The 14,552-nt window shown below is 74.3% G+C and carries 11 protein-coding genes; 3 read left to right on the forward strand and 8 right to left on the reverse strand.

Features of this window, described 5'->3' with window-relative positions; all coding sequences use genetic code 11:
- Positions 1–9 precede the first annotated feature (9 nt).
- The 4 genes from ACFWPI_RS09780 to ACFWPI_RS09795 all read right to left on the reverse strand — a co-directional run bounded on the left by ACFWPI_RS09780 (position 10) and on the right by ACFWPI_RS09795 (position 5,297).
- Positions 10–993 (reverse strand): SRPBCC family protein, encoded by a 984-nt coding sequence (locus ACFWPI_RS09780; RefSeq protein ID WP_380369822.1) that lies wholly within the window; start codon positions 991–993, stop codon positions 10–12.
- A gap of 93 nt (positions 994–1,086) precedes the next feature.
- Positions 1,087–2,721, reverse strand: a complete 1,635-nt coding sequence (locus ACFWPI_RS09785; RefSeq protein WP_380369825.1) for a polyamine aminopropyltransferase — start codon at positions 2,719–2,721, stop codon at positions 1,087–1,089.
- Between the two features lie 139 nt (positions 2,722–2,860).
- Positions 2,861–3,391, reverse strand: a complete 531-nt coding sequence (locus ACFWPI_RS09790) for a DUF2617 family protein (protein WP_063348528.1) — start codon at positions 3,389–3,391, stop codon at positions 2,861–2,863.
- A 490-nt stretch (positions 3,392–3,881) separates the two neighbouring features.
- A complete protein-coding gene (locus ACFWPI_RS09795; protein WP_380369827.1) occupies positions 3,882–5,297 on the reverse strand; it encodes an amidase in 1,416 nt (471 codons plus the stop codon).
- 92 nt (positions 5,298–5,389) lie between these two features.
- On the opposite strand from ACFWPI_RS09795, the gene ACFWPI_RS09800 reads away from it, so the two are divergent.
- Positions 5,390–6,004: a TetR/AcrR family transcriptional regulator gene (locus ACFWPI_RS09800; protein ID WP_063348530.1), complete on the forward strand. Its 615-nt coding sequence runs from the start codon at positions 5,390–5,392 to the stop codon at positions 6,002–6,004.
- On the opposite strand, the gene ACFWPI_RS09805 is transcribed toward ACFWPI_RS09800, so the two are convergent.
- The 4 genes from ACFWPI_RS09805 to ACFWPI_RS09820 all read right to left on the reverse strand — a co-directional run bounded on the left by ACFWPI_RS09805 (position 5,984) and on the right by ACFWPI_RS09820 (position 11,771).
- On the reverse strand, positions 5,984–7,144 hold the full coding sequence (locus ACFWPI_RS09805) for a pyridoxal phosphate-dependent aminotransferase (RefSeq protein ID WP_380369830.1): 1,161 nt from the start codon (positions 7,142–7,144) through the stop codon (positions 5,984–5,986). The genes ACFWPI_RS09800 and ACFWPI_RS09805 overlap by 21 nt on opposite strands.
- A 119-nt stretch (positions 7,145–7,263) precedes the next feature.
- Positions 7,264–7,821 (reverse strand): YbjN domain-containing protein, encoded by a 558-nt coding sequence (locus tag ACFWPI_RS09810; RefSeq protein ID WP_063348532.1) that lies wholly within the window; start codon positions 7,819–7,821, stop codon positions 7,264–7,266.
- Between the two features lie 312 nt (positions 7,822–8,133).
- Positions 8,134–10,740 carry an ATP-dependent chaperone ClpB gene (gene clpB, locus ACFWPI_RS09815; RefSeq protein WP_380369834.1) on the reverse strand — a complete coding sequence of 869 codons (2,607 nt, stop codon included), beginning with the start codon at positions 10,738–10,740 and terminating at the stop codon, positions 8,134–8,136.
- An 80-nt stretch (positions 10,741–10,820) separates the two neighbouring features.
- Entirely contained in the window at positions 10,821–11,771 is a 951-nt protein-coding gene (locus tag ACFWPI_RS09820; RefSeq protein WP_380369837.1) for a LysR family transcriptional regulator, read from the reverse strand.
- Between the two features lie 70 nt (positions 11,772–11,841).
- On the opposite strand from ACFWPI_RS09820, the gene ACFWPI_RS09825 reads away from it, so the two are divergent.
- Together ACFWPI_RS09825 and ACFWPI_RS09830 are read left to right on the forward strand one after the other, a co-directional pair.
- Positions 11,842–12,963: a TDT family transporter gene (locus ACFWPI_RS09825; RefSeq protein ID WP_063348535.1), complete on the forward strand. Its 1,122-nt coding sequence runs from the start codon at positions 11,842–11,844 to the stop codon at positions 12,961–12,963.
- Between the two features lie 577 nt (positions 12,964–13,540).
- A complete protein-coding gene (locus ACFWPI_RS09830) occupies positions 13,541–14,530 on the forward strand; it encodes a LuxR C-terminal-related transcriptional regulator (RefSeq protein WP_063348536.1) in 990 nt (329 codons plus the stop codon).
- Positions 14,531–14,552 lie beyond the last annotated feature (22 nt).

Below are 14,552 nucleotides of genomic sequence, written 5' to 3' on the forward strand. Positions count from 1 at the left end.
TCCCGCCGGTCAGCGCCGACGCAAGGCCCTGACCAGCACCACGGCGCCACCCAGCAGCGCGACCCCGCCGCCGATCACCCACGGCACCGCGCTGCGGCCGCCCGAACCCGGCACCACGATCCCGCCGGCCTCGCCGCCCCACCGGGACGCCGCCCGGGCCCGGGCACTGCGGGCCGGCAGCGCCGGGGCGTACCGCCCGCGCGGCGGCGCGTGGTCCACCTCCTCGGCCGAGCGGCCGACGATGCTGCGGCGCACCGGGCCGCCGCCCGCCGGCTCCTCCTCGTACTCGAAGAGCGGCTCGGCGGGGAGCTCCTCGGCGACGCCCTCCTCGGGCCCGTCCTCGTCGCCGCCGCCGGTGGGCAGGCCGAAGCGCTCGGCGTCGGCGTCGGAGAAGGCGATCAGGTCGGACAGGTCGTCGTCGAGGTCGTCGCCGGGCTGGTCCTGGTGCTCCTCGATGAACACCACGCCGGCGTCGGTCCCGGCCTCGGCTTCGCTGCCGGTCTCCGGGTCGCCCTCGCCGTCGTTCTCGCTCTCCGGCTCGGGCTCGGCGTCCGGGGAGGCGAGCGCGGTGGCGAACCGGTCCAGCAGGCGCCGCCCGGCGGCGTCGAGGGTCTCCTCGTCGAACTCGGTGAGCCGGCCGGTGGCGCTCAGGTCGCCGGTGAAGCGGACCACCGCGGTGCCGTCCTCGGCGCCGTCCGCGACGCTGACCCGGACGGTGGCGGTCGCCTCGCCGCTGCCGCGGGCCTCCTGGCCCTCGGCGAACACGGTCAGCACGCCCTCGCGTCCCTCGATCAGGGACAGCACGCCCTTGTATGTGATGGTGGAGCCGCCGATCCGCAGCTTCAGCCGGCCGCCGATCTCCTCCGCCGGCCCTGCGCCGACCGCGGCCGGTTCGGTGCTCAGCCCCGGCACGCTACGGGCCAGCAGAGCCGGATCCTGCAAGGCCTGCCGCACCAACTCGGCGGGCATCGGGACGACAACCTCATGCTCCATGTCAGGGAGCCTACCGACCCGACCCCGCCCGGTCCCTACCCACCGCCACCCGACTTCCCCGGGACCACCGGTGTCCCGCCCCGCGCCCCCGGCTCAGCGGGGGCCGAGCAGGGTGAGGGCAGCCGGGGGGTGGGCGGGGCGGAGGGCGGCGAGGCGGGTGGCGGAGCCGCGGAGCGCGTCGGGGGTGAGGGCGCGGGGCGGTGGGGCGTCGGGGGCGAGGGTGAGCGGGGGCCGGGCGGCGGCCGCGAGGAGGAAGGTCTGGGCGGCGCCCGGCGGGTCGGGGCGGCAACTCGCGGTGGCGCTGCCCTGGACGGCGTACGGGACGGTCTGCAGCCCTGCCGTCCGCAGGCCGGACTCGATCGGCCAGAGGCCGCCCGGGTCGCCGCCGGCCCGGACGGCGACGCGGCCGCCGGGGGAGAGCAGCCGGGTGGCGAGGCCGTAGAACTCCTGGGAGTGGAAGGTGACCGGTCCGCCGTCGGCGGGCGCGGGCAGGTCGGCGAGCACCACGTCGTACGGTCCGCCGGTCGTGGCGCCGCGCAGCCAGGCCATCGGGTCGGCGGCGGTGGCGTGGACGCGCGGGTCGTCGAGGGAGTGGTCGGTGAGGGCGGCGAGTCCGGGGTCGGTGCGGGCGAGCCGGGGGAGCTCGGGGTCGGCGTCGACGAGCCGGACGGAGCGGACGCCGCGGTGCCGGAGCACCTCGCGCAGGGCGAGGCCGTCGCCGCCGCCGAGGAGCAGGACGCGGGCGTCCGGGCCGGCGGCCATCGCCGGGTGGACCAGGGCTTCGCTGCCGCGGTACTCGTCGGGTCCGCAGACGGTGAGACGGCCGTTCAGGTAGAGCCGGAGCGGGCCTTCGGCGGGGCCGGTGAGCACGATCTCCTGGGAGTGGCTGCGGGCGGCGAAGCGGACCTGGGCGCCGTAGAGGGCGTGCCGGGCGGCGCGTTCGATGGCGCCGGAGCCGGCGGCGGCCGCGGCGAGCAGGGCGAGGACGAGCGCGCAGCCGCCCCAGAGCAGGAGCCGTATCCGGGGGGCGGGTTCCTCGCGGAAGAGCCAGAGCACGACGGCGGCTCCGGCGACGGCGTTGACGGCGCCGGTGACGAGGGCGCCGTCGCCGGGCCCGAGGCCGGGGAGGATGAGGAAGGGGAAGGCGAGGCCGCCGATCAGCGCGCCCACGTAGTCGGCGGCGAAGAGGTCGGCGGCGGCGCGGCCGGCGTCCTCGCGCCGGATCCGCTGGATGAGGGTCATCAGGAGCGGGATCTCGGCGCCGATGAGGATGCCGATGAGGCAGGTGAGGCCGACCATGGCGGCCTGGTAGCGGCCGATCCAGGCCCAGCAGGAGTAGAGCGCGAGGACGGAGAGGCCGCCGGTGAGCGCGAGGGCGCATTCGACCAGGGCGAAGGCGGTGGCGGGCTGCCGGGTGAGGCGTTTGGCGAGGAGCGAGCCGAGGCCCATCGCGAACACCATGACGGAGAGCACGACGGAGGTTTGGGTGACCGCGTCCCCGAGCAGGTAGTCGCCGAGCGCCACGAGTTCGAGTTCGTAGACGAGTCCGCAGGCCGCACAGACGAACGCGGCGAGCAGGACGGTGAGGCGGGCCAGTCGGGGGTGGGAGCGCAGCCGGGACCGACGGCGGGCGGGCAGGGGGGCGAGGCTCCGCCCGGGCCGGGGTGGGGCGCCGTCGTCGAGGTCCACTCGCGAGCGGGCGGGTGGACCGGCCGGATGGTTGATCACGAACAAACGCTAGGGGACGTTCGGGACGGATAGCTGCGCCCATTCGACGGACAGTGCGGGACGCCGGATTGACGAATCGTTCCTGCGTGCGATTCATAGGCCATGGAGGGATCCGTGACCCTGGTCGGGCGGCCGGCGGTCATGCCCCGGACACCACCAGCGAGGAGCGGGTGCAGACCAGCCGGCCCTCCTGCGGGTAGGCGTGCCAGGTCCGCCAGAGCAGCCGGTCGGCGCCGCCCTGGGTGACCAGCGCGGTGAAGGCGCTCGGGTCGCCCGGGAACACCCCGGCCAGGCCGCGCGGGTGGCCCTCGACCAGGGCCAGCAGTTCCTGGGCGCGGGCCGCGAAGTCGTGCGGGGGCAGCGCCTCGATCCGGGCCGCGAACTCGTACTCCCAGCCGCCGACCTGCTTGGCCACCCGGGCCGGCAGCGGGGTGCGGCGGCCGGGCAGGCAGGCGACGGTCTCCAGGCACTCGCCGGGGCCGGCGGCGATCACCACCTGGTGCGAAGCGCCCAGCAGTCGCAGCTGGAGGGTGCCGGCCGTGGCGGGGTGGCCGCCTCCGTCGAGTCTCAGGTCGCGGACCGCGAGAGCGGGCAGCGGGTCGCCGCCCAGGCACCAGGCCAGGTCACCGGCGCGGGTGTCCGTGTAGGAGGTCTGCAGTGTGGTGAGCATGCTCGGCTCCGCGTTTCAGCTCCGTGCGCGCCCGCCGAGCAGCACCGAGTAGGCCTAGGCGATGGCGAGGCTGTTCGTGGCTGTGCGGCCCTGGGCGCGGCCGACCGTGGAAGGAGGGATTCCGGCTGGAGATTCAGCAGCAGAGAAGCATGAATACGCCGGGTCCGCCGGTGATTTACCCAACTTTGTCAAGCATTCACCGTTTCGAGCACACCTGCTTCCCGGCTCTGATCGACCCGGTGTGCGACTCTGCACAGCGCGCGCCCCTATGACCGGGTCGTGCGCCGTGCACGCTGGTAGTGCGCCGGGCACGCGCCTCGTGCGCCACCGCCCTGCACGCACCGGGCGGGCAGGGCGGTCGGAGCGTTCCGCCGAGGTTGAGGGAATTGCCTCACAGGCATCATTCAATCGTCAACCAGGTGTCAACCAGGCATGACTGTCAGGCGAGTTGAGGAAGTCCAGCCCGCTCGCCGGGCCATCATTGCTCCCCTCACGGCCGGGGGTCGATCGGCGCGAGGACCCCGAGCCGGTCCTCGACCGCCTGCGCCGCCTCCAGGCAGAGGTCCTCCCGGAACGCCCGCCCGACGAGCTGCACCCCGGTCGGCAGTCCGTCGGCCAGGCCGGTGGGCACCGCCACCGCCGGCAGCCCCGCGAAGCTGGTCACCTTGCACAGCCGCATCGCCGTGCGGACCAGCTCCCACCCGGCCGCGTCCCGGGACTCGATGCCCGGCTCGACCGGCGGTTCGGTGAACACCGGTCCGAGCAGCAGCGGGTACTCGTCCAGGAATTCGGCCCAGGAGCGGCGGATGCCCAGCCAGCTCCCCATCAGCTCCATGAGCTCGGCGGCCGTCGCGGGCGGGGTGCGGGCCATCGTCAGCTCGATGTAGCGGTCGCCGCCCGGGCCGAGCAGGGAGCGTACGGCGGGCCACTTGGGCGCGAACTCCGTCATGGTGATCCGGTCGCACACCTCCAGGGCCTCGTCGAGCCGCGGGACGTCCGCCACCTCGCGCACGTCGTACCCGGCGTCCCGCAGCGCCGCCGCCGCGCGCTCGACCGCGGCCCGGACGGTCGGGTGGACGCCGTGGCCGCCCGGATCGGCCACCACCGCGACCTTCACCGGCCCGGGCAGCGGCTCGCCGTAGCGTGGCACGGGCAGGGCGCGAGGGTCGCGCGGATCGGGGCCGGCCAGCACCTCGTAGGCCAGCCGCAGGTCGGCGACGCTCCGGGCGAGCGGGCCGTCGGAGACCAGCCACTGGGAGGCCGGCCCCGGGTCCTGTGGCCCGAACGCGCGGTGGTCGGCGGGGAAGCGGCCGCTGGACGGGTTCAGCCCGGCGACCCCGCAGAACGAGGCCGGGACGCGGATGGACGCGCCGGAGTCGTTGCCGAGCCCGAGCGCGGCCAGGCCGGTCGCGACGGCCGCGCCGTCACCGCCGCTGCTCCCGCCCGGGGTGCGGCCGCGGTCCCACGGGTTGGCGGTGTCGCCGTAGAGCTCGCTGCGGGTGTGCATCCCGGCCAGGATCATGGTGGGCATGTTGCTGTGCCCGATCGGTACGGCCCCGGCCGCGCGCAGCCGGGCGACCGGGGGAGCGTCGGCCCGCGCCACCAGGTCGCGGAAGCGCGGCACCCCGAAGGTGGTGGCCACGCCCTCGATGGCGGTGGTCTCCTTCACGGTGAACGGCACGCCCGCCAGCGGGCCGGGGTCCTCGCCCGCGGCCAGGCGCCGGTCGAGCTCCTGGGCCTGTGCCCGGGCGCGCTCCGCCAGGACCTGGGTGACGGCGTTCACCTGCGGGTTCACCGCGCCGATCCGCTCCAGGTGGCTGTCGAGCAGTTCGACGGCCGAGACCTCTTTGCCGCGTACCGCCGCCGCCTGCGCGGTGGCCGTCAGTCGCCACAGGGCGTCCTGCATGACGTACTCCCCTCCTCGTTCCGATGCGCTCGTATCGGTACCGTAGCCTGGGAACCGATACGAGTGCATCGAATAAATCGGAGGGGGAGCCCGTGCCCAGACAGGTGGACCACGACGGCCGACGCCGACGGATCGCCGAGGCCGTCTGCCGGCTCGCCGACGAACGCGGCCTGGAAGGGGTGACCCTGCGCGACGTGGCCGACCGCGCGCAGGTGTCGACCGGAGCCGTCCAGCGCTGCTTCCGCACCAAGGACGAGATGCTCCGCTTCGCCCTCGGCCACGTCGGCGAGCAGATCACCGCCCGGGTCCAGGCGTACCCCGCCGACGACCCGGCGCCCTCGCCCGCCGCCGCCCTGGCACACGCGGCCGCCGAGGTGGCGCTGCTCGGCGACGGACAGCGCTCCCAGGCGCGGGTCTGGCTGGCCTTCGTCGCACAGGCCGCCGTCGACGAGCGGCTGGCGGGCCCGCTGAACGCCGACTACGCCGCCCTGGAGGGCCTGTTCGCCCGGCTGATCGCCGAGGCCTCGCCGGCGGCCGGGCCGGACGCCGCCCGGGAGGCGAAGACGCTGCTGGCCCTTGCCGACGGGCTCACCACGCACGTCCTCGTCGGCCGCCTCACCGCACCCGAGGCCCGGGCGATCCTGAACGCCCACCTGTCCGGCCTCGGGCGGCGGCCGGGCGACGGCTCAGAGGCGCTGGAGCCGTGACACCGCTTCCTCCAGCACGGAGTCCTGCTTGCAGAAGGTGAAGCGGACCAGGCTGCGGCCGGCCTCGGTGTTGTCGTAGAAGACGGCGTTCGGGATGGCGACGACGCCGCAGCGCTCCGGCAGGGCGCGGCAGAACTCGATGCCGTCCTTCTCGCCGAGCGGGGTGATGTCGGTGGTGATGAAGTACGTGCCCTCGGGGGTGAACACCCGGAAGCCGGCCGCGGTGAGCCCGTCGACCAGCAGGTCGCGCTTGCGGAGCAGGTCGGCGCGGAAGCCGTCGAAGTAGCTGTCGGGCAGCCGCAGCGCCTCGGCGACGGCGTACTGGAAGGGGCCGGCGCTGACGTAGGTGAGGTACTGCTTGGCCGTGCGGACGGCCGTGACCAGGGCCGGGTTCGCGGTGACCCAGCCGACCTTCCAGCCGGTGAAGGAGAAGGTCTTGCCGGCGGAGGAGATGGAGACGGTGCGCTCGCGCATGCCGGGCAGGGCGGCGATCGGGTGGTGGGTGGCGCCGAAGACGAGGTGCTCGTAGACCTCGTCGGTGACGACCAGCAGGTCGTGTTCGACGGCGAGGGCGGCGATGGCGGCCAGCTCGTCGGCGGTGAGCACGGTGCCGGTCGGGTTGTGCGGGGTGTTGATCAGCAGCAGGCGGGTGCGCGGGGTGATCAGGGTGCGCAGTTCGTCCAGGTCGGGGCGGAAGTCCGGGGCGCGCAGGGTGAGCGGGCGGCGGGTGGCGCCGGCCATGGCGATGCAGGCGGCGTAGGAGTCGTAGAAGGGTTCGAGGGCGATCACCTCGTCACCGGGCTCCAGCAGGGCGAGCAGGGTGGCGGCGATGGCCTCGGTGGCACCGGCGGTGACCAGCACCTCGGTGTCCGGGTCGTAGGAGAGGCCGTGGAAGCGCTGCTGGTGCTCGGCGATCGCGGCCCGCAGCTCCGGGATGCCGGGGCCGGGCGGGTACTGGTTGCCGCGGCCGTTCAGCACGGCGTCGGCAGCGGCCCGGGCCACCGAAGCCGGGCCGTCGGTGTCGGGGAAGCCCTGGCCGAGGTTGATCGAGCCGGTGGCCGTGGTCAGGGCCGACATCTCGGCGAAGATGGTCGTCCCCATACCGGCCAGTCGGCGGTTCAGCAGCGGCCTGTTGCCCATCGGTGGCTCCTCACGCGTCGTCGTCGGCCCCATCCTGGGTCAGCCGGGGGCCGGGGACAAGGACGGCCCGACCACCTGGGGCCAAGTGGTCGGGCCGTGCGCTCGCGGGGCGGGCAGGGTCACGCCTCGTTGGTGCCCTCGGGAGTCTCGCCGTCCTCGCCCTCGATCTCGTTCTGCAGGCCGAGGCGCTCGACGATCCACTGCTCGAAGCCGACGGCGGCCTGGGTCCAGTTGGCGGTGGTGGTGACGAAGTAGTCCAGGTTGACGCCGGTGCCGACGATCATCTGGGCCTCGCCGATCAGGCGGACCACGCCGTCCTCGTGGGTGTGGGTGTAGACCTTGGGCCAGAGGGTCTCGCGGTTCCACTCGTCGATGAGGTCGAGGATCTCGCCCTTCTTCTCCAGCGGGTACGCGCGGTCGTAGAAGGCGCGCACCGCGAAGAGCTCCTTCTGCTCGCCGCGGAACATGTAGTAGACGCGGAAGCCCTCCCAGGGGGCGGTGAGGTCGCCCTCCTCGTCCACGACGTGCTTGAGCTGCATCTGGTCCAGCAGCTGGGTCACCAGGCCCTGGTCCGGGACGATGATCGGCGGCGGGCCGGCCGGCCGCCCCTGGTCGCCGGGCTGGCCGCCGCCCTGGGGCGCGCCGAACGACGGGATGGACGACGGGTCGATGCTCATGGGGTCCTCTTCCTCAGTGCACGTGGTGGCCGGCAATGAGAGGCCGCCCTTTCCACTTCCCATCCTGCCTCATCCGGGGCCTGCCTCACAGGGGCACCCGGCCACGCGTCGATCTTCGTCCGGGGCGCTCCCGACGCCCGCCGCAAGCGGTGATGGTGACGGAGCGTGTCCGGCTGGAGGGCCGCCGCGGCCGGGGCGCCGGCGGGGTGCGGCGGGTGCGACCGTGGCCGAGTGTGCCGTCAACTGTGCTGTGCGGCAAGGGTGTTGACCGGGCCGCCCGCATGATAGTGCGGGCGGCCCGGTCTGGTGGTGCTACTTCTCCAGCAGTCCGCGGCTGCGGACGGTGAGGCGGTCGCCCTCCTCGTCCCGCTCGACCAGGACGGTGTCCCCGTCGTGCACCTGGCCGGACAGGATGGCCCGGGCCAACTGGTCGCCGATTGCGGACTGGACCAGCCGGCGCAGCGGGCGGGCGCCGTACGCCGGGTCGTAGCCGGTGAGGGCCAGCCAGTCGCGGGCGGCCTCGGAGACGTCCAGGGTGAGCCGGCGCTCGCGCAGCCGGTCGCCGAGACGGGCCACCTGGAGGTCGACGATCCGGCTCAGCTCGGCGGTGCCCAGCGGGTCGAAGACCACGATGTCGTCCAGCCGGTTGAGGAACTCGGGCTTGAACGTGGCCCGGACGGAGTCCAGCACCAGGGCCTTCTTCCGGTCCTCCGGGGTGGCCGGGTCGACCAGGTACTGACTGCCCAGGTTGGAGGTGAGGATCAGGATCGCGTTGCGGAAGTCCACCGTGCGGCCCTGGCCGTCGGTGAGCCGGCCGTCGTCCAGCACCTGGAGCAGGACGTCGAAGACCTCCGGGTGGGCCTTCTCCACCTCGTCCAGCAGCACCACGCTGTACGGGCGGCGGCGCACCGCCTCGGTGAGCTGGCCGCCCTCCTCGTAGCCGATGTACCCGGGCGGGGCGCCGACCAGGCGGGAGACGGAGTGCTTCTCGCCGTACTCGCTCATGTCGATCCGGACCATGGCCCGCTCGTCGTCGAAGAGGAAGTCGGCCAGGGCCTTGGCGAGTTCGGTCTTGCCGACGCCGGTCGGGCCGAGGAAGAGGAACGAACCGGTCGGGCGGTCCGGGTCGGCGATGCCGGAACGGGTGCGGCGCACCGCGTCCGAGACCGCTCGCACGGCCTCCGCCTGGCCGATCAGGCGCTCGCCCAACTCCTCCTCCATGCGCAGGAGTTTGGCGCTCTCGCCCTCCAGCAGGCGGCCGGCCGGGATGCCCGTCCAGGAGGCGACCACGTCGGCCACGTCGTCCGGGCCGACCTCCTCCTTCACCATCGAGGCGGAGGCGTCCTGGTCCGCCGCCCGCTCCTGGGCCTCGGTGAGCTCCGTCTCGGCGGCCGGGATCTCCGCGTACATCAGCTTCGATGCCCGCTCGAAGTCCCCGTCGCGCTGGGCCCGTTCGAGCGCGCCGTTCAGGTCGTCCAGCCGCTCCTTGAGCTCGCCGACCCGGTTGAGGCTCTTCTTCTCCTGCTCCCAGCGCGCGGTCAGGGCGCTCAACTGCTCGTTCTTGTCGGCGAGATCGCGCCGCAGCCGGGCCAGCCGGTCGATCGAGGCGGCGTCCGACTCCTTCTCCAGGGCCAGCTCCTCCATCCTCAACCGGTCGACGGAGCGCTGGAGTTCGTCGATCTCGACCGGGGAGGAGTCGATCTCCATCCGCAGCCGGGAGGCCGCCTCGTCGACCAGGTCGATCGCCTTGTCGGGCAGGAAGCGGGAGGTGATGTAGCGGTTGGACAGGGTGGCCGCGGCGACCAGCGCGGCGTCCGCGATCTGCACCTTGTGGTGCGCCTCGTAGCGGCCCTTGAGACCGCGCAGGATGGCGATCGAGTCCTCCACGCTGGGCTCGCCGACCAGCACCTGCTGGAAGCGGCGCTCCAGGGCCGGGTCCTTCTCGATCCGCTCGCGGTACTCGTCCAGCGTGGTGGCGCCGACCATCCGCAGCTCGCCGCGGGCCAGCATCGGCTTGAGCATGTTGCCGGCGTCCATCGCGGAGTCGCCGCCGGCGCCCGCGCCGACCATGGTGTGCAGCTCGTCGATGAAGGTGACGACCTGGCCGTTGCTCTGCTTGATGTCGTTCAGGACGGCCTTCAGCCGCTCCTCGAACTCGCCGCGGTACTTGGCGCCCGCGACCATCGCGCTGAGGTCCAGCGAGACCAGCCGCTTGCCGCGCAGCGACTCCGGCACGTCGCCGGCGACGATGCGCTGGGCCAGGCCCTCGACCACCGCGGTCTTGCCGACGCCCGGCTCGCCGATCAGCACCGGGTTGTTCTTGGTCCGGCGGGAGAGCACCTGGACGACCCGGCGGATCTCCTGGTCCCGGCCGATCACCGGGTCGAGCTTGCCGTCCCGGGCGGCCTGGGTCAGGTCGGTGCCGTACTTCTCCAGTGCCTTGTAGGTGCCCTCAGGGTCCGGAGAGGTGACCCGGCCGCTGCCGCGCACGTCCTTGAACGCGGCGAGCAGGCCCTTCGCCGTCGCGCCCTGCTGCGCCAGCAGTTCGGCGACCGGCCCGCCCTCGGCGGCCAGGCCGACCATCAGGTGCTCGGTGGAGACGTACTGGTCGTCCAGGTCGTCGGCGCGCTTGCCGGCCTCGGTGAGCACCGCGAGGGTGTCCCGGGCGAGCTGCGGCGCGGCGACCGTCGAGCCCATCGCGCTGGGCAGGGCGGTCAGCTGGCGGCGGGCCTCGGCGTCGATCCGGGTGACGTCCGCCCCGACGGCCTCCAACAGCGGCCGGGCGATGCCCTCGGGCTGCTCCAGCAGGGCGATCAGGATGTGCACCGGCTTGACGTCCGGGTTCCCGGCCGCGCCCGCCTGCCGGATCGCGGCGGACAGGGCGTCCTGCGTCTTGGTGGTGAACTTGCTGGCGTCCACTGCTGGGGGGTCCTCCCTCGTCGTCCTTCAATGCTGCTACGTACAGCATGCACTAAGTTGAGTCTACTCCGCTCAAGTTTTTACGCCCGTTCCGCGCGTTCCGTGCGTTCCACCCGCTGCGCGCGGGGCACCTGGCGGGTCAGCCCCAGCAGCTCCCGGGCCGGCCCGCTCGGCCGCTGCCCGGCCGGCCACACCGCGCGCAGCGGCCGCCGCAGGTCCAGCCCCTCGGCCAGCGGGACGGCCACCAGCCGCCGGACGGCCAGCTCCTCCATCACCGCCAGCTCGCTCAGGCAGACCGGCCCGGCCCCGGTCATCGCCGCCGCCTTCAGCGCGGTGGACGAGGCCAGCTCCAGCCGGGGCCGCACCGCGCCCCCGTACGGCGCCAGCGCCATCTCCAGCATCTCCCGGGTGCCCGAGCCCGACTCGCGCAGCACCAGCGGGGTGGCGGCCAGCTCCGGCCCGGTCAGCGGCGTCCGGCGGCGCGCCCACGGGTGGCCGGGCGCCACCACGACCACCAGCCGGTCCGCCGCCACCACGGCGCCGGCCAGCCCGGGTGGGGTGGACGGGCCCTCGACGAAGCCGAGGTCGGCGTCCCCGGCCAGCACGTGCCCGGCGACCTCCGCCGAGTTCGCCGTCCGCAGCGTCACCGCCGTGCCCGGACTGGCCTCGGCCAGGGCCAGCAGCCAGCCCGGCATCAGGTACTCGGCGACGGTCAGGCTGGCCACCACCCGCAGCTTGGCGTCCCGCCGCTCGCGCAGCGCGTCGATCCCGGCGTCCAGCGCCTGCGCCGCCTCCACCACGTGCCCGGCCCACTCGACCACCAGCCGCCCCGCCACGGTCGGCCGACTGCCCCGGGGGGAGCGCTCCAGCAGCGGGACGCCGATCTGCCGCTCCATGCCCTTGATCCGGGCGCTGGCGGTCGGCTGGCTCACGCCCAGTTCGGCCGCGGCCCGCCCGACGCTGCCCAGCCGGGCCACCGCGAGCAGCAGTTCCAGGGCGCCGAGCTCGGGGACGCGGGGGGAGAGGGCCATAGGTCCAGGCTATGTCCTCATAGAGCCCGCGGCGCTACCGGAGCCCGGCCCGGGGCGGCACGGTGGAACCATGTCCACCTTGGCCGATGCCCGCCCGCTCACCCGCCCCTCCCGTTCCTCGCTGCGTGCCCGCCTCGACCTCGCCCAGCTCGGCCCCAACTGGTACGCCGCCGTCATGGGCACCGCGATCCTGGGCAACGGCGCGGCCGTCCTGCCGCTGCGGCTGCCCGGGCTGATCGGCTTCGGCGAGGTGATGTGGGCGCTCGGACTCGCCGCCCTGCTGGTGCTGGGCGCGGCCCGGTTGGTCCACCTCACCCGGCACCGCGAGGCCGCCCGCACCCAGCTGCTGGACAACCCGGCCACCGCCGTCTTCTACGGCTGCCCGCCGATGGCCCTGCTCTCGGTCGGCCTCGGCACCCTGCTGCTCGGCTCCCGGGTGATCGGCACCGGCCCCGCGGTCGCCGTCGACGCCGTGCTGTGGGGCGTCGGCACCCTGTACGCGCTGGCCGTCGCCGGCGGCATCCCGTACCTGATGATCACCCGACACCCGGTCTCCGCCCTGGAGGCCAACCCGACCTGGCTGCTGCCGGTGGTCGCCCCGCTGGTCGCCTCCGCCACCGGCCCGGCCCTCATCCCGCACCTGCCGGCCGGGCTGGCGCAGCAGACCATGCTGTACGCCTGCTGGGCCCTCTTCGGGATCGGCCTGCTGGCCACCCTGGTGCTGCTGCCGGTGGTCTTCACCGGGCTGTTCCACAGCAAGCTGCCCACCCTGGTGCTCACCCCCTCGCTGTTCCTGGTGCTCGGCCCGCTCGGCCAGTCCGTCACCGCCGTCCACCAACTCGCCGACGCCGCCCGCCCGGTGCTGCCCGCGCTGGCCCCAGCCATGCTCCCCTTCGCCGAGCTGTACGGCGTCGCGGTGCTCGGCGTCGCGATGCTCTGGCTGGCCGTCGCGCTCACCGCCAACCTGCGCGCCCGCCGGGCCGGCATGCCGTTCGCGATGACCTGGTGGGCGTACACCTTCCCGATCGGCACCTGCGTCACCGGCGCCTCCGCGCTCGCCCGGCACACCGGGTTCGGCGGCTTCACCGCGATCGCCACCGGGCTCTACCTGCTGCTGGCCACCGCCTGGGTGCTCGCCGCCGGCGGGACCGCCGCCGGGCTCGCCCGCGGACGGCTGCTGGCGCGTGCCTGACGATTCCCGCCGCACGCCGCCGTTGCAGGAACCCGCACCCGCGGCCCGACCGCGCGCGGCCGACCGACCGTACGGGCGGGTGCCCCCCGCGAGCCCCGCTGGCCTCGGCCTTTACCGGAATCCGTCCCGCCGCTCGACCCCGCCCGCCCCACCCGCCGTGCAGATAGCTGCAATTGCGCGAACCTGCACTCGGGCGACACTTGTTCACCGGCCGTCACACTGTGAGGGTGGAGTCACGCCAGGCCGACCGGGCACCGCAGCCCGATGGTGGCGACTTGCTCTTCGAAACTGACCACGGGTGCAACGTCCCGCACGCGTGAAACGGGGGGGAAGAGCGCCGGTCGGGGCGCCATGTGTGGTGATGGCCCCCGGAACCGGAGCCGTCGAGGCGTTGCTGCTCCGCCTCGACGGAAGCGCCTGGGCATGGGCGTAGCGACGGTGGCCCCCGGGCCCCCGGAGTGCGACGGCACCCGGACCCCGGAGGCCGCCGTCAGCCCGGTACCGTGACCGCCGAGCCCCGCGCCGGACGGCGCGACGGCGGCAACGAGGGAGAAGCGTCCGGCAGGGAGTGTGCGACGTGACGGTGGAACCGGCGGTCGCGCCGCAGCACGGACAGCCCCCGGGCGAGGAGCCCGACGAGGCCGCCCGGCAGTTCTACCTGGCGATCCTCGCCCGGGGCGGACGCATCCCGTTCGCCGACACCCCGGACGCCGACCAGGCCGCGCTCCAGCAGCTCGTCGACCTCGGCCTGCTCATCGCCAACCCGATGGACCACTGCTACACCGCCATCAGCCCACGCTCCGTCACCGACCGCCTGGGCGCCGAACTCCGCAGCGAGGCGACCAGGCTGCTGGTCCGCGCCGAGAACCTCCCCGGCGCCCTCGACGGCCTCACCCGCGCCTACGACGCGATGCCCCGGCCCTCCGGCCGGGCCGGCGGCGCCGTCCACGTCGAGGGCCACGTCCACATCCGCCAGCGGATCTCCCAGCTCGCCTCCGACTGCCGCTCCGAAGTCCTCGCCGCCCAACCCGGCCACCGCCCCGCCGGCACCCTGCAGGTCGCCCTCCTCCAGGACGTCCACCTGCTCCAGCGCGGCTGCTCCCTGCGCACCATCTACCAGCCCGTCGCCCTCGCCGACCCGCCCGCCCTCGCCTACGTCGAGGAGGTCACCCGGCACGGCTCCCTCATCCGCGTGCTCGACGAGCCGTTCCAGCGGCTGCTCGTCTTCGACCGCGCCGTCGCCGTGATCTCCGCCAACGACGACAACAGCACCGCCGCCTTCATCACCGACCCGGCCGCCATCACCTTCCTGGTCGGCGCCTTCGAACGCGACTGGGCCCGCGCCGAAACCGCCGACACCGCCGCCACCCTCGGTCCCACCCGCACCGTCCCCGACCGGATCGGCCGCCTCCTCGCCCGCGGCCTCACCCAGCGCGCCGTCGCCACCCGCCTCGGCCTCAGCGAACGCACCGTCGCCGCCCACATCTCCCGCCTCCGCGACCGCCACGGAGCCCAGACCCTCTTCCAACTCGGCTGGCTGATGAGAGGCGCCCGCGATGACCGATGAACCCGGCCCCGCCGAGCGCGCC

The sequence above is a fragment of the Kitasatospora sp. NPDC058492 genome (genome assembly GCF_042720685.1).
Taxonomy (GTDB): domain Bacteria; phylum Actinomycetota; class Actinomycetes; order Streptomycetales; family Streptomycetaceae; genus Kitasatospora.

Excerpts from the sequence above, each read along its gene's own strand:
- ACFWPI_RS09780 (WP_380369822.1), bottom strand. The coding sequence starts at position 993 with ATGGAGCATGAGGTTGTCGTCCCGATGCCCGCCGAGTTGGTGCGGCAG.
- ACFWPI_RS09790 (WP_063348528.1), bottom strand. The coding sequence starts at position 3,391 with ATGCTCACCACACTGCAGACCTCCTACACGGACACCCGCGCCGGTGAC.
- ACFWPI_RS09795 (WP_380369827.1), bottom strand. The coding sequence starts at position 5,297 with ATGCAGGACGCCCTGTGGCGACTGACGGCCACCGCGCAGGCGGCGGCG.
- ACFWPI_RS09805 (WP_380369830.1), bottom strand. The coding sequence starts at position 7,144 with ATGGGCAACAGGCCGCTGCTGAACCGCCGACTGGCCGGTATGGGGACG.
- ACFWPI_RS09810 (WP_063348532.1), bottom strand. The coding sequence starts at position 7,821 with ATGAGCATCGACCCGTCGTCCATCCCGTCGTTCGGCGCGCCCCAGGGC.
- ACFWPI_RS09820 (WP_380369837.1), bottom strand. The coding sequence starts at position 11,771 with ATGGCCCTCTCCCCCCGCGTCCCCGAGCTCGGCGCCCTGGAACTGCTG.
- ACFWPI_RS09825 (WP_063348535.1), top strand. The coding sequence starts at position 11,842 with ATGTCCACCTTGGCCGATGCCCGCCCGCTCACCCGCCCCTCCCGTTCC.